The sequence below is a fragment of the Amorphoplanes friuliensis DSM 7358 genome (genome assembly GCF_000494755.1).
Lineage (GTDB): Bacteria > Actinomycetota > Actinomycetes > Mycobacteriales > Micromonosporaceae > Actinoplanes > Actinoplanes friuliensis.
In genome coordinates, this window is the sequence record NC_022657.1 from 1,944,998 (window position 1) to 1,958,885 (window position 13,888).

Here is a 13,888-nt window from a genome sequence, read left to right on the forward strand (position 1 = left end):
CGGCGTATGGTCGAGCCTGTGCTTGAAGCGTCAAGTGCTTAGGGAGCTCTCATGTCTTTGGGTATTCGCAGCCGGGTCACCGTGCCGCTGAAGTTCGCGGACGGATACAGCACCACTGCCGAGGTCATCACGTTCGACGGCCTCGCCGACGGCAAGGAGCACCTCGCGCTCGCCCTCGGTGACGCCTTCGGCGCCGAGGTTCCTCTCGTACGCCCGCACTCCGAGTGCCTCACCGGTGACGTGTTCGGCTCCGAGCGTTGCGACTGCGGCCCCCAGCTGCGCGAGGCGGTCGAACGCATCGCCGGCGTCGGTGGTTTCCTGCTCTACCTGCGGCAGGAGGGCCGGGGGATCGGCCTCTACGCCAAACTCGACGCGTACGCGCTGCAGGACCTGGGCCTGGACACGTACGAGGCGAACCGGGCACTCGGGCACGCCGACGACGAGCGTGACTACACGGCCGCCGCGCAGATGCTGACCGCGCTGGGCGCCGGCACCGTCGACCTGCTCACCAACAATCCCGACAAACCGGCACAGTTGCGGGCGTCCGGTGTCGACGTGCGGGCCGTGGTCCCGACACAGGTGCACGCCTCCGACGCCAACGTGCGCTACCTCCAGGCGAAGGTGTCGCACACCGCGCACACCATCGCGCTGCCCCTGGCGGTCTGACTTCCGGTTTCTTTCCCGGAGCGCCTCAGTCCGCTTTCCGTTGCGCCGATCGGTAGAACGTTGCACCGTCGAGCACGGAGGTTCATCGCTGTGGGGATCGAGGCCGTCAACAGCCGCATCGCGGACATCCAGAGCCGGATGATCGCGCTGCAGACTCAGCAGGCCACCGCGACCAAGCAGGCCACCTCGGCCACGTCAACCACATCAGGCTCGGGCAGCACCTTCGCGACGGCGCTCGCGGACGCCATGGGAACCCAGTCGTCCGCGGGCACCGCGAAGTCGTTCTCACTGAACAGCAAGGGGATCCCGACCGAGCTGGCCGCGTACGGGAACGGCAAGATCCCGGCGAACGCGCTGGAGAAGGTCGGCACCACCAACCACAAGCTGTGGGCGCCGGCGGCGGAGAACCTGAACCGGATGATCTCCGACGCCAAGGCCCAGGGCGTCAAGATCGGGATCACCGACTCCTACCGCTCGTACGACGAACAGGTCGACGTGGCCCGCCGCAAGGGGCTCTACTCGCAGGGCGGGCTGGCGGCCAAGCCCGGCACCAGCGAGCACGGCTGGGGCATGGCCACCGACCTCGACCTGAACAACAAGGCGCAGGCGTGGATGCGCGAGAACGGCGAGAAGTACGGCTTCGTGGAGAACACCCCGCGCGAGCCGTGGCACTGGGCGTTCAAGCCGAAGTCGCTCTAGACCTGGCAGATCAGTTCGCCGTGCAGGAGTGACATCCAGCCGTCGTCCTCCGCGGCCCAGGTCCGCCAGGCTTCGGAGATCCGCTGGAGGTCGGCTTCCGTCGCGCCGTGTTTCTCGCGGGCGGTGCGCGCCATGTCGGACTCGAGGATGCGGTCGGCCCACATGCCGCCCCACCACTGCCGGTCCTCGGGTGTTGCGAAGCACCACGTGCTCGACGTCGCCGTCACGTCGGTGAGGCCGGCCGCGTGCGCCCAGGACAGCAGCCGGCGTCCGGCGTCGGGCTCACCGCCGTTGCCGCGGGCCACCCGCTGATAAAGATCCAGCCACTCGTCCAGCTCCGGCATCTGCGGGAACCAGGTGAAGGCCGCGTAGTCGCTGTCGCGGACCGCGATCACACCGCCCGGCCTGGTGACGCGGTGCATCTCGCGCAGGGCCGCCACCGGATCACCGACGTGCTGCAGCACCTGATGGGCGTGCACGACGTCGAAGGTGTCGTCCGGGAAGTCGAGCGCGTGCACGTCGCCGACCGCGAAGTCGACATTGCCGAGCCCGCGGCGGGTGATCTCGGCGCGCGCGAGATCCAGGGCCGGTGCGGTGATCTCCAGAGCGGTGACCCGCCCGGGTGTGACGAGAGTCGCGAGATCACCGGTGATCGTGCCGGGACCGCAGCCGATGTCCAGGAGGGTGTCGCCGGATTTCAGCCGCGGCAGGAGATGCGCCGCCGAATTTTCTGCGGTGCGCCAGCGATGTGAGCGCAGGACCGATTCGTGATGCCCGTGGGTGTACACAGCAGCCATGTCCCGACGCTACGTCCGCGTCTCGCATATCGGGAGTAAAATCCCACAATGTAAAACGCAGGGCTGTCGATGCTGGTCCGAGGCTTGGGATACCGAGTTTGCCCGCGGGAAACCAGGCCGTAGTTTTATCCCCATGAGGATCGGCATCGTAGGCGCGACGGGACAGGTCGGCGGCGTCATGCGCCGCATCCTGGCCGACCGCGAGTTCCCCGTAGACCAGCTCCGGCTCTTCGCCTCGGCCCGTTCCGCGGGCCGCACGCTCCCCTGGGGCGACGGCGAAGTGACCGTCGAGGACGCCGCCACGGCGGACTACCGCGGACTGGACATCGTCCTGTTCTCCGCGGGCAAAGGCAGCTCCAAGGAGTACGCACCCCGGGTCGCCGAGGCCGGCGCCGTGGTCATCGACAACTCCTCCGCGTACCGGATGGACCCCGACGTCCCGCTCGTCGTGGCGGAGGTGAACCCGGACGCCATCTCGCAGCGCCCCAAGGGGATCATCGCCAACCCGAACTGCACGACCATGGCCGCGATGCCGGTGCTGCGCCCGCTGCACGACGAGGCCGGGCTGGTGGCGCTCGTCGCGACGACGTACCAGGCGGTCTCGGGCGCCGGGCTCGCCGGTGTCGCCGAGCTCGACGAGCAGGTGAAGAAGGTCGTCGACCGCGCCACCGAGCTCGCCCACGACGGCAGCGCCGTGGAGTTCCCGGCGCCGCGATCGTTCTCGCAGCCGATCGCGTTCAACGTCCTGCCACTGGCCGGCTCGATCGTCGACGACGGTCTCGGCGAGACCGACGAGGAGCAGAAGCTCCGCAACGAGAGCCGCAAGATCCTCGGCATCCCGGACCTCAAGGTCTCCGGCACCTGCGTCCGCGTCCCGGTCTTCACCGGCCACTCGCTCCAGGTGAACGCCCGCTTCGCCCGGGCGATCAGCCCGGAACGCGCCCGCGAGCTGCTCGCGTCCGCACCCGGCGTCGAGCTGTCCGACGTCCCGACGCCGCTGCAGGCGGCCGGTCGTGACCCGACCTTCGTCGGCCGGATCCGCGCCGACGAGACCGTCGACAACGGCATCGCACTCTTCCTCTCCAACGACAACCTGCGCAAGGGTGCCGCCCTCAACGCGGTCCAGGTGGCCGAGTTGGTCGCCGCCGCCCTCTGATCCGACCCGCTCCGCGACCCGTCTCACCCGTTGGGTGAGACGGGTTTGTCGTTCCTTCGGGGGGTCTTTTCGACACTCCACTATGGAAAAAACGGGCTTTTTGCCTGAATCGGTAGCGCATGGTCGATTTGAGGTGCACAGTGATTGCATGAACGACAGTGGGCCCGGCGGCGGCTACTTCTGGTGCCTCCGCCACAACCGGGTCGAGACCGGGGACGACGTGTGTCCTGCCCAGTTCCGGCTCGGCCCGTACTCCTCCGCTGACGAAGCCACGCACGCGCTCGAGACCGTCGAGAAGCGCAATGCGGATTGGGACGCCGAGGATGCCCGCTGGACCGGGGAGGTCAGCTAGCAAGGCCGGCGTGACCCCTGTGTCCAAGCCGGAATCCTGCTGTCTCCATGCGGAGACGAGCCCACAGTCATTCGCAAGGAGGAACTTCCCCATGGCCGTGACCAAGAAGGCCCCGACCCGGGCTGCCACGACCCGCGCCACATCCGCGCGGGCCGCGGCAACCCCGGCCGCCGCCAAGCCGGCGGCCGCCCGGACGACCACCGCCCGGACGTCAGCCACCCGGACCGTTGCGGCGGCGTCGCGCCCGGCCGGCCGCCCGGCGACCGTCAAGGCGTCCGCGGGCAAGGCCGGTGCGGCCAAGCCCGCCACCACGTCCGCGAAGTCCCCGGCGGCGAAGTCGACCGCGGCCAAGCCCACGGCGGTCAAGCCCGCGACTGCGAAGACCACGGCGGCGAAGACCACGGCGGCGAAGTCCGCGACTGCGAAGACCACGGCTGCGAAGTCCGCGACTGCGAAGACCACGGCGGTCAAGTCGGCAGCGAGCAAGACCACGGCGGGCCGGCCGGCCAAGGTTGCCGGCACGAAGCGGATCGCTGCCGCGACGTCCACCGCGACGAAGTCGGTCACCGCGCGATCCAGCAGCAGCACCACCACCGGCAGCACCACCGCCGCCGCCAAGCCGGCCGCGGCGAAGAAGGCGCCGGCCGGGCGTTCCGCGAAGGCCGCGTCCTCGGCCAAGCCGGCAGCGACCAGCTCGACCGCCGGGAAGTCCACCGCTGCGAAGCCCGCCGCCGCGAAGCGGATCGCCGCTGCGAAGTCGACGACCGCCGGGTCCACGACGGCGAAGTCGACCGTGGCCAAGAAGGCTCCGGCCAAGAGCGTCGCGGCCAAGTCGACCGCCACGAAGTCGACCACCGCAAAGTCGAGCGCTGCGAACTCGGCTGCGAAGAAGACCACCGCCGCCAAGTCCACGACTGCGACGCCGACGGCTGCGAAGAAGGCTCCCGCGAAGAAGGTCGCCGCCAAGTCAACCGCGGCCAAGTCCACCGCTGCGAAGTCCACGGCCGCCAAGCCCGCCGCTGCGAAGTCGACCGCTGCGAAGTCGACTGCCGCCAAGTCCACCGCCTCGAAGTCGACCGCTGCGAAGTCGACTGCCGCCAAGTCCACCGCCTCGAAGTCCACGGCTGCGAAGTCGACTGCAGCCAAGTCCACGGCCTCGAAGTCGACCGCGAAGTCCGCGGCGGCGAAGAAGGTTGCGGCGAAGTCGACGGCGAACTCGGCTGTGGCGAAGAAGGCTCCCGCGAAGAAGGCCGCGGCCAAGTCGACCGCGGCCAATTCCACGGCCGCCAAGAAGACCACCGCCGCCAAGTCGACCGCTGCGAAGTCGACTGCCGCCAAGTCGACCGCGGCGAAGTCCACGGCTGCGAAGTCGACCGCTGCGAAGTCTGCCGGTGCGAAGTCGGCGGCCGCCAAGAAGGCGCCGGCCAAGAAGGCGGCCGCGAAGTCGAGCTCGGCGGCCGTCAGGAACATGACCGCTGCTCGCAGCGCCGGCAACACCGCGGGTGCCAAGGTTCGTTCGGGTAGTTCGGCCAAGGCCGGCAATGCCAAGGCGTCCTCGATGACCAAGACCTCCGCGACCAACGCGGGCCGGGTCAAGAAGGCGTCGACGCCCGCCGCCGCCCGCCAGGCGACCGCGGCCGGCAACGGCCGTGTCACCTCCGCGCGCAAGGCGACCACGAAGCGCTGATCCTCATAACGCAGGAAAGAAGGGCCGCGCCGACCTCGGCGCGGCCCTTCCGTCGTTCCCGGCCTGGTAGGAATGAGCCGTGCCGATCAAACGGGTGTGGGCTCCGCGTATCGATTTTTCCGTGCTGCGACGGGAGCTGGAGCTGCCCGCCGACTTTCCGGCCGAGGCGCTGCAGGAGGCGCAGGAGGCCGCGTCCATCGCGCTGCCGCCGGTCGATCGTACCGACATCCCGTTCGTGACGGTGGACCCGGCGACCTCGCAGGACCTCGACCAGGCGATGGAGCTGACGCGTCTGCCGTCCGGCGGTTACCGGGTGCGCTACGCGATCGCCGATGTCGCCTCCTACGTGCGGCCCGGCGGTCCGCTCGAGGCCGAGACCTGGGTACGCGGTCAGACGATCTACTTCCCCGACGGCAAGGTGCCGCTGCATCCGCAGGTGCTCAGCGAGGGTGCCGTGAGCCTGTTGCCGGACGTCGACCGGGCCGCGATCCTGTGGACGATCGACCTCGACGCCGAGGGGTCGTTCGCCGGAATTGCCCTGGAACGGGCGCGGGTGCGCAGCCGGGCGAAGCTGGATTACGCCGGTCTGCAGGCCTCCGTCGATGCCGGGACGGCGCCGGAGCCGATCGCGCTGCTGCCGGAGCTGGGGGCGTTGCTGGCCGCCCGGGCGGCGGACCGTGGTGCGGTCAACCTGCCGCTGCCCGAGCAGGAGGTCGAGCCCGACGGGGACGGCTGGCGGCTGGTGCTGCGGGCGCCGCACGCTGTCGAGGAGCACAACGCACACATCTCGTTGCTCACGGGCATGGCGGCGGCGACGCTGATGCTCGACGGCGGGGTCGGGCTGCTGCGGACGATGCCTGCTGCGCGGCCCGAGGCGATCGCCAAGCTGCGGGCCGCGGGGGAGTCACTCGGCGTCCCGTGGCCCGAGGGAAGTTCGGTCGGTGCCGTTGTCGCTTCGGTCGATCCGGCCAGCCCGCGGGGTGCCGCGTTCCTCAATCAGGTGGCTGATCTGTTGCGTGGCGCTGCGTACACCGCCTTTGACGGTGAGCGGCCCACCGAGATCGGCCACGGCGGGGTCGGTGCTCCCTACGCTCATGTCACCGCGCCGCTGCGGCGCCTGGCCGACCGGTACGCGACGGAGGTCTGCCTGGCTCTGCACGAGGACAGGCCGGTGCCGGAGTGGGCCCGTGAGGCCCTGCCGCGGCTGCCGAAGTGCATGGCGGCGACCGACCGGGTGGCGTCGGCGGCCGACCGTGGTGCGGTCTCGCTGGCCGAGGCCGTGGTGCTAGCCCACCGGGTCGGGGAGACGTTCGAGGCCGGTGTGGTCGACGTCGACGCCCCGTCGAAACCGGCGCAGCCGGAGACCCAGAAGCAGAACAACCGGCGTCCGCGTGGCGGCACGGTGGCCCTCGACGATCCGGCCGTCCAGGCGCGCTGCCTGGGTGAGCTGCCGCTCGGCGACCGCATCCAGGTGCGGCTGACCGAGGCCGACCCGGTCAAGCGCAGCGTGCTCTTCGAGCAGGCCTGACCGGCGTTCCGGGCCGATCGAGCAGCCAGGCGGCCGATCAGGGCAGCTGCGGGCTGCCGGTCGCGTCGAGCGGCCAGACCGGGTTGTGGGTGATCTCCCACAGGTGCCCGTCCGGGTCGGTGAAGTAGCCGAGGTAGCCGCCCCACTCGGTTGCGCCACCGGCTTTCACCAGGGTGGCGCCGGCCTGGACGACGGCACGCAGGGACTCGTCGACGGCGCCCGGGGTCTCCACGTTGATCGCGAGTTTGGTGCCGCGGAAGTCCGTCGCCGGGTTCGGTGGTGCCGGCCGGGCGGGCAGGCCCGCGTCGGCCGCCATGTTCTCGGTCGTCACCAGCGACAGCAGGCCACCGGCCGTGTGGAAGTAGCTGACCACACCGGGGATGGAGGCGGGGGAGAGGCGCCAGCCCAGCGACTCGTAGAACTCGGTCGCACGGGCCACGTCGGCCACCCCCAGGGTGGCCAGGCTGACTCGGGCAGGAACGACCATGGCACGAAGTCTGCCACTGATCCGATCTTGCCCGAGCCGTACCCCTGTCGCGGTTCAGAAGGTGTGTTCCTCGGCGGGGAAGTCGCCGCCGCGGACCTCGTCGGCGAAGCGCTTGGTCGCCTCGGTGAGGACACCCGACAGGTCGGCGTACCGCTTGACGAAGCGCGGCGTCTTGCCGGTGCGCAGACCCGCCATGTCCTGCCAGACCAGTACCTGGGCGTCCGTGTCGGGACCGGCGCCGATGCCGACGGTGGGGATGGCGAGCTCCTTGGTGATCTGCTTGGCGACCTCGCCCGGCACCATCTCGAGCACCACCGCGAACGCGCCCGCCTCGGCCACGGCGCGGGCGTCGGCGATGACCTCCTCGGCGGCGCTGCCCCGGCCCTGGACGCGGTAACCGCCGATGGTGTGCTCGCTCTGCGGTGTGAAACCGATGTGGGCCATGACCGGGATGCCCGCCCCGGTGATCGCCCGGATCTGCTCCGCGACGCGGCGGCCGCCCTCGAGCTTGACCGCGTGCGCGCCGCCCTCCTTCATGAACCGGACCGCGGTGCGCAGCCCCTGGACCGGCCCTTCCTCGTACGAGCCGAAGGGCAGATCGGCCACCACCAGGGCTGTGGTCGTGGCGCGCACGACTGCGCGTACCAGGGAGAGGAGCTCGTCCGCGGTGACCGGGAGGGTCGTCTCGTAGCCGAAGACGTTGTTGGCCGCGGAGTCACCGACCAGCAGGACCGGGATGCCGGCCTGCTCGAAGAGCGCCGCGGTGTACTGGTCGTAGGAGGTCAGCATCGGCCAGCGGTCGCCGCGTTCCTTGGCGGCGATCAGGTCGCGGGTGCGGACGCGGCGGGTGGCGGGGCCCCCGTAGAGCGTGGGGATCTCGGACATCGTTGTCTCCTTCCCTCGAGGCCGCGGAGTGCGGTCCCCGGGTGCCACCAAATCGTCGCACCCGGGGAGGCGTACCGGTCAGGGTTGAGTGGAGCCGATCACACGCCTTCGCGGAAGCGGTTCGTGATCGGCAGCCGGCGGTCGCGGCCGAACGCTTTGCTCGAGATCTTCGTGCCCGGTGCGGACTGGCGGCGCTTGTATTCCGCCAGGTCGACCATGCGCAGCACCCGGTCGACGAGCGCGGCGTCGTGGCCCGCGGCGATGAGGTCGTCGCGGCCCTGGTCGCCGTCGATGTAGCCGATCAGGATCGCGTCCAGCAGGTCGTAATCGGGCAGCGAGTCGCTGTCGACCTGGCCCGGACGCAGCTCGGCGCTCGGCGGCTTGACGATGGAGTTCTCCGGGATCGGGGGCTCGCCGCCACGGTTCGCGGCGTCGGCGTTGCGCCACTTCGCGAGGCGCCACACCATCGTCTTGGGCACGTCCTTGAGGGGGTTGTACCCGCCGACCGAGTCGCCGTAGAGCGTGGAGTAACCGACCGCGAGCTCGCTCTTGTTGCCGGTGGTGAGGACCAGGTGGCCCTCCTGGTTCGACAACGCCATCAGGATCACGCCGCGGACCCGGGCCTGCAGGTTTTCCACGGCGAGACCGGAGAGCGACATGTTGGCCAGGAACGCGTCGACCATCGGCTGGATCGGCTCGCTGCGGTAGTCCAGGCCGGTGCGCTTGGCCAGGTCGGCCGCGTCGTCCTTGGAGTGCCCGGACGAGTAACCGCTGGGCATCGAGACACCGACGACCCGCTGCGGGCCGAGGGCGTCCACCGCGATCGCGGCGACCACGGCGGAGTCGATGCCACCGGAGACGCCGAGGACCACCGACCGGAAGCCGTTCTTCTCGACGTAGTCGTGGAGGCCCAGCGTGAGCGCCGACCAGATCTCGGCCTCGTCGGTGACCCGGTCGGCGATGCCACCGACCGCCGGTCCGTCCGTGAGCGGCCGCGGCGGCGCCTCGACCGTGACGCGCCGGATGCCCATGCCGTCGTCACCCTGCGCGTCGGTGACGTTCGGGGTCGGGTCGGCCGCGGGCACGTCCAGGTCGTGGATCAGCAGCTCGGAGGTGAACTGCCCGGCCCGCGTGAGCAGCTCGCCCCCGGCGGTCACGATCATCGAGTCGCCGTCGAAGACCAGCTCGTCCTGACCGCCGACCATGTTCACGTACGCGATGGTGGCACCGGCCTCGGCGGCGCGGCGCTGGACCAGGGGCAGTCGCAGGTCGTCCTTGTTCAGTTCGTACGGGGAGGCGTTGATGTTGACCACCAGGCCGACGCCCGCGCGGCCGGCAGCGGCGAACGGCCCGCCGGCCTGCCACAGGTCCTCACAGACGGTGAGAGCCACGTCGACGCCGCCGAGACGCACGACGGTGAGCGAATCGCCCGGCTCGAAATAGCGGTCCTCGTCGAAGACGCCGTAGTTGGGCAGGTGGTGCTTGAAGTAGGTGGCGACGATCTCGCCGCCGAAGAGCAGTGCCGAGGCGTCGCGGCGGCCGCTGCCCGGCACGGCCGCGGAACTGGTCGGCGCGGGGCCGTCGGCGTCGACGTAGCCGACGATCACGGCCACGTCACCCAGGCCGTCGCCGGCCAGGTCGGCGGCCAGCGTCCGCAGCGCGGCCTGCGACGATGCGACGAACGAGTCCCGGAAGACAAGATCCTCGATGGGGTACCCGGTGAGCATCATCTCGGGGAACGCGACCAGCTGGGCACCGACCTCGGCGGCCGTCCGGGACCAGTGCCGCACGGCGGCGGCGTTGCCGGGGATGTCCCCGACGGTGGAGTTCACCTGGGCTAGAGCGACACGCAACGAAGGCATGACGTCATTGTTCCCCAGTGTTGGCGTCCCATGTCGCCGTCCCCTGCCGTACCGTCTGTGATCAAGTTCGGGCCTTACCCGGGCGCCCCGGCGGGGTGTGGTCAGCGTAATCTCGGCGTAACGGGACCGGGAGAGACTGATCGCCGGGCAAGTACGAGGGGTTGACGTGGACCGACAGCAGGAGTTCGTGCTTCGTACGCTCGAAGAGCGCGACATCCGTTTTGTCCGGCTTTGGTTCACCGACGTGCTCGGCACCCTGAAAAGCGTGTCCGTCGCACCGGCCGAGCTCGAGTCCGCCTTCGAGGAGGGCATGGGCATCGACGGCTCGGCCATCGAGGGCTTCGCCCGGGTCACCGAGTCGGACATGGTCGCCATGCCCGACCCGACGACGTTCCAGGTCTTCCCGTTCGAGGGTGGTGTCAGCGGCGAGAGCGCCCGGATGTTCTGCGACATCCTGCTCCCCGACGGCAGCGCCGCCTGGGCCGACCCGCGGCACGTGCTGCGCCGCATGCTCGCCAAGGCGGCCGAGAAGGGCTTCACCTTCTACACGCACCCCGAGGTCGAGTTCTTCCTGGTCCAGGACGGCCCGCTGGACGGCTCGGTGCCGATCCCGGTCGACGGCGGCGGCTACTTCGACCACACCACGCACGCGGTCGCCCGCGACTTCCGCCGCCAGGCCGTGCTGGCCCTCGAACGCATCGGCATCTCCGTCGAGTTCAGCCACCACGAGGTCGCCCCCGGCCAGCAGGAGATCGACCTGCGGTACGCCGACGCGCTGACCACCGCGGACAACATCATGACGTTCCGGCACGTCGTCAAGGAGGTCGCGCTCTCGCAGGGCGTGCGGGCGACCTTCATGCCGAAGCCGTACACCGACCAGCCCGGCAGCGGCATGCACACGCACCTGTCGCTGTTCGAGGGCGAGCGCAACGCGTTCTACGACGGCGACGACCCGCTCAAGCTGTCGAAGACCGCCCGCGCGTTCATCGCCGGTCTGCTGGTGCACGCCCGCGAATACACCGCGGTCACCAACCAGTGGGTCAACTCGTACAAGCGGCTCTTCCCGATGCAGCTGCCCGACCGGATCACCGAGTCGCCGGCCTTCGTGAGCTGGGGCCACCTCAACCGGTCCGCGCTGGTCCGGGTGCCCGCGTTCGGCAAGCCGAACTCCGCGCGCGTCGAGGTCCGCTCGATCGACTCGGCGACCAACCCGTACCTGGCCTTCGCGGTCATGCTCGGTGCCGGTCTCAAGGGCATCGAGGAGGGCTACGAGCTGCCCCCGGGCGCCGAGGACGACGTCTGGTCGCTCTCGCCGGCCGAGCGCAAGGCCATGGGCTACGAAGCACTGCCGGAAAACCTGGCCGAGGCGATCGACGTGATGTCCAAGTCCGAGCTGATCCCCGAGGTGCTCGGCGAGCACGTCTTCGACTTCTTCCTGCGCAACAAGCGCCAGGAGTGGGAGCAGTACAGGCGTGAGGTCACGCCGTTCGAACGCCAGCGTTATCTCGGGACACTCTGACCTTTTATCCAGCCGGTGGATCACGCATGTGCGCAGGTCCGATACGGTGCCCTCTGACGTCGTCACGAGGGAGAAGCCGTGCTGGAAAATTTGCTTGAGGGTGCCGGGCGCAGCATTGTGTTCGGTGGGGTCGGCATCGGGCTGATGGCGGTCGGCTTTCTGTTGGTCGACCTGCTGACCCCGGGCAAACTGCGCGATCTGATCTGGGTCGAGAAAAACCCGAACGCCGCGTTGCTGCTGGCCGCGAACCAGATCGGCATCGCCGCGATCGTGTTCACCGCGATCTTCACCAGCTATGAGAACTTCGGCGAGGGCCTGCTGTCCACCGCCATCTTCGGCCTCATCGGCATCGCCGTCATGGGCCTGGCCTTCCTGGTCCTCGACTGGATGACACCGGGCAAGCTGGGCGAGGTCATCTGCACGCCCGAGCGCCACCCGGGTGCCACGGTCAGCGCCGCGTCCCACTTCGGCGCCGCCCTGATCATCTGCGCCTGCATCGCCTAGGCGTTCCGCCCGAAACTGCTGATCGCGGTGCTGCCCGTGCGGCGCATCGCGGGGAGATCCTCGATGATCGCGGCGCCGGCCATGATGATCGGGATCGCGGCGAGCTGGGCCACGGCAAGCACGTGGCCCAGCGGGATGGTGGCGAGCACCACGGCCGCCGCCACGAGGCGGTGCAGCCAGCCGTGCAGCCCGAGCAACCGCAGGAAGATCGCGTGGCCGGTCTGGTAGAGCGCCACCCCGCCGGCCAGCGCGATCGCCTCACCCCAGTGCAGCGGCTCGAAGGCGTACCCGACGCTCTTCTTGATGCCGACGGCGAGCACCACGATGCCGAGCAGCATCACGTAATGGGCGTAACCCCACCCGTCCAGGGCGAGGCGGGCCCGCCGCCGGGGATCAGCGGTACGCGCCAGGACCTGTTCGGACCGCTCGTCGTCGCCGGCGAAGTAGATCCACCACAGGTAGTACGCGATGCACAGGCCGAGCACCGCGACCAGGATCGCGCCGCCGCCCAGCTCCACGTCGCGGAAGCCGAGACCGATCGAGATGATCGACTCGCCGATCGCCACGATCACGACCAGGCTGTGGCGTTCGACGAAGTGCCCGGCGACGATCGTGTGCATCTCGATGTTGTGCAGATGCCCGGCGCCGATCTGCACGAGCGGCGCGGCGATCCAGCACACCTGCCGCCACGGCTCCGGGAGCAGCGCTCCGGCCAGCACCAGGGCGGCGGCCAGGAGGTTGAGCGGGGCGAGCAACCGCATCATCCGCATCGACCCGGCGCCGGCCTGCAGGAACAGCCCCGAGTGCACCAGGGTCACGACCAGATAGCTCACACCGAAGATCCAGCCGTACGCGCCGAAGGCGTCCGGGATCGCCAGGGCCAGCACCAGGAAGCCGGCCATACCCGCGAGCAGCAGCGTGCGGCGGGTGGTGCTGTTCGGGGCGACGGCGTTGGTCAGCCAGGCGTAACCCGAGTACATCCACCAGATGACGAAGAGCATCAGCAGCACCTCGCCGAACACGGCCAGGGTGAGGTGGTGCGACAACGTCTCGGTCAGCTGGATGATCGTGAAGACGAAGACCAGGTCGAAGAAGAGTTCCAGCGTCGAGACACGGACAGTGGGCGGCGGCGTCGGCTCGGTCACCGGCGCAGCATAGGGGTCCGGGGTTTTCGGCGCGGACCGTCGAGCGTGACGTCTCGGCGCTGCGGCAGACCGGTGGTGCCGGGTGGTTCGGCTGATCTTGGGATGATGCCCGCGTGGACATCTCCCTGGAACCCGTGACCGAGGACAACTGGCGTGCGTGCGCGGCGCTCAGCGTGCGACCCGATCAGCAGGCCTTCGTCAACGACGTCGCCTATTACCTGTGCATGTGCCATTACGGCAGCGTCTGGCAGCCGCTCGCCGTGGTGAGCGGGGGCGAGGTTGTCGGCTTCTGCATCTGGGGTGTCGACGACGATCGGAGCCGGTGGATCGGCGGTGTTGTGGTCGACGCCGCCCGCCAGCGCACCGGGATCGGCCGGGCCCTGGTCGTGGCCCTGCGGGACCGGCTGGCCGCCGAGCCCGGCTGCCCGAACGTCGCGCTGAGCTACTCGCCGGACAACACAGCAGCCCGGGCCCTCTACGCGTCCCTCGGGTTCGTGGAGACCGGCGAGATGGAGGACGACGAGATCGTCGCCCGCTGGAGTCCTCGCGACCCGGCCGGAACGGGTGGGCCGGCGGGGAATGTCGGTGCCACCCGATAGCC

The 13,888-nt window shown here is 69.8% G+C and carries 14 protein-coding genes; 8 read left to right on the forward strand and 6 right to left on the reverse strand.

What is annotated here, in order from left to right; genetic code table 11:
- The first annotated feature begins 51 nt into the window (after positions 1-51).
- Entirely contained in the window at positions 52-666 is a 615-nt protein-coding gene (locus tag AFR_RS09090; protein ID WP_023359624.1) for a GTP cyclohydrolase II, read from the forward strand.
- Positions 667-756: 90 nt separating this feature from the next.
- Positions 757-1,365: a M15 family metallopeptidase gene (locus AFR_RS09095; RefSeq protein ID WP_023359626.1), complete on the forward strand. Its 609-nt coding sequence runs from the start codon at positions 757-759 to the stop codon at positions 1,363-1,365.
- On the opposite strand, the gene AFR_RS09100 is transcribed toward AFR_RS09095, so the two are convergent.
- Positions 1,362-2,153 (reverse strand): class I SAM-dependent methyltransferase, encoded by a 792-nt coding sequence (locus tag AFR_RS09100; RefSeq protein WP_041841942.1) that lies wholly within the window; start codon positions 2,151-2,153, stop codon positions 1,362-1,364. The two genes, AFR_RS09095 and AFR_RS09100, sit on opposite strands and share 4 nt — an antisense overlap.
- A gap of 142 nt (positions 2,154-2,295) precedes the next feature.
- On the opposite strand from AFR_RS09100, the gene AFR_RS09105 reads away from it, so the two are divergent.
- Positions 2,296-3,318, forward strand: a complete 1,023-nt coding sequence (locus AFR_RS09105) for an aspartate-semialdehyde dehydrogenase (protein WP_023359630.1) — start codon at positions 2,296-2,298, stop codon at positions 3,316-3,318.
- Here the strand turns inward: AFR_RS09105 and AFR_RS47245 are convergent.
- A complete protein-coding gene (locus AFR_RS47245) occupies positions 3,275-5,140 on the reverse strand; it encodes a pentapeptide repeat-containing protein (protein WP_023359632.1) in 1,866 nt (621 codons plus the stop codon). The two genes, AFR_RS09105 and AFR_RS47245, sit on opposite strands and share 44 nt — an antisense overlap.
- On the opposite strand from AFR_RS47245, the gene AFR_RS43490 reads away from it, so the two are divergent.
- The gene (locus tag AFR_RS43490) at positions 5,139-5,357 is read left to right on the forward strand and encodes a hypothetical protein (RefSeq protein WP_023359634.1); all 219 of its coding nucleotides are present in this window, start codon (positions 5,139-5,141) and stop codon (positions 5,355-5,357) included. The genes AFR_RS47245 and AFR_RS43490 overlap by 2 nt on opposite strands.
- A gap of 79 nt (positions 5,358-5,436) precedes the next feature.
- On the forward strand, positions 5,437-6,885 hold the full coding sequence (locus AFR_RS09130) for an RNB domain-containing ribonuclease (protein WP_023359636.1): 1,449 nt from the start codon (positions 5,437-5,439) through the stop codon (positions 6,883-6,885).
- A gap of 37 nt (positions 6,886-6,922) precedes the next feature.
- On the opposite strand, the gene AFR_RS09135 is transcribed toward AFR_RS09130, so the two are convergent.
- The 3 genes from AFR_RS09135 to AFR_RS09145 all read right to left on the reverse strand — a co-directional run bounded on the left by AFR_RS09135 (position 6,923) and on the right by AFR_RS09145 (position 10,119).
- A complete protein-coding gene (locus tag AFR_RS09135; RefSeq protein ID WP_023359637.1) occupies positions 6,923-7,372 on the reverse strand; it encodes a VOC family protein in 450 nt (149 codons plus the stop codon).
- Between the two features lie 54 nt (positions 7,373-7,426).
- Complete coding sequence (gene panB, locus AFR_RS09140; RefSeq protein WP_023359640.1) at positions 7,427-8,257, reverse strand: 3-methyl-2-oxobutanoate hydroxymethyltransferase; 831 nt, start codon at positions 8,255-8,257, stop codon at positions 7,427-7,429.
- Positions 8,258-8,355: 98 nt separating this feature from the next.
- Positions 8,356-10,119, reverse strand: a complete 1,764-nt coding sequence (locus AFR_RS09145) for an NAD+ synthase (protein ID WP_023359642.1) — start codon at positions 10,117-10,119, stop codon at positions 8,356-8,358.
- A gap of 166 nt (positions 10,120-10,285) precedes the next feature.
- Here AFR_RS09145 and AFR_RS09150 point away from each other — a divergent pair, with 166 nt between their 5' ends.
- Both AFR_RS09150 and AFR_RS09155 read left to right on the forward strand, forming a co-directional pair.
- A complete protein-coding gene (locus AFR_RS09150; RefSeq protein WP_023359643.1) occupies positions 10,286-11,638 on the forward strand; it encodes a glutamine synthetase family protein in 1,353 nt (450 codons plus the stop codon).
- Positions 11,639-11,716: 78 nt separating this feature from the next.
- The gene (locus tag AFR_RS09155; protein WP_023359645.1) at positions 11,717-12,142 is read left to right on the forward strand and encodes a DUF350 domain-containing protein; all 426 of its coding nucleotides are present in this window, start codon (positions 11,717-11,719) and stop codon (positions 12,140-12,142) included.
- On the opposite strand, the gene AFR_RS09160 is transcribed toward AFR_RS09155, so the two are convergent.
- A complete protein-coding gene (locus AFR_RS09160) occupies positions 12,139-13,287 on the reverse strand; it encodes a low temperature requirement protein A (RefSeq protein WP_023359647.1) in 1,149 nt (382 codons plus the stop codon). The two genes, AFR_RS09155 and AFR_RS09160, sit on opposite strands and share 4 nt — an antisense overlap.
- Positions 13,288-13,400: 113 nt before the next feature.
- On the opposite strand from AFR_RS09160, the gene AFR_RS09165 reads away from it, so the two are divergent.
- A complete protein-coding gene (locus AFR_RS09165) occupies positions 13,401-13,886 on the forward strand; it encodes a GNAT family N-acetyltransferase (RefSeq protein WP_023359649.1) in 486 nt (161 codons plus the stop codon).
- Positions 13,887-13,888: the final 2 nt, after the last annotated feature.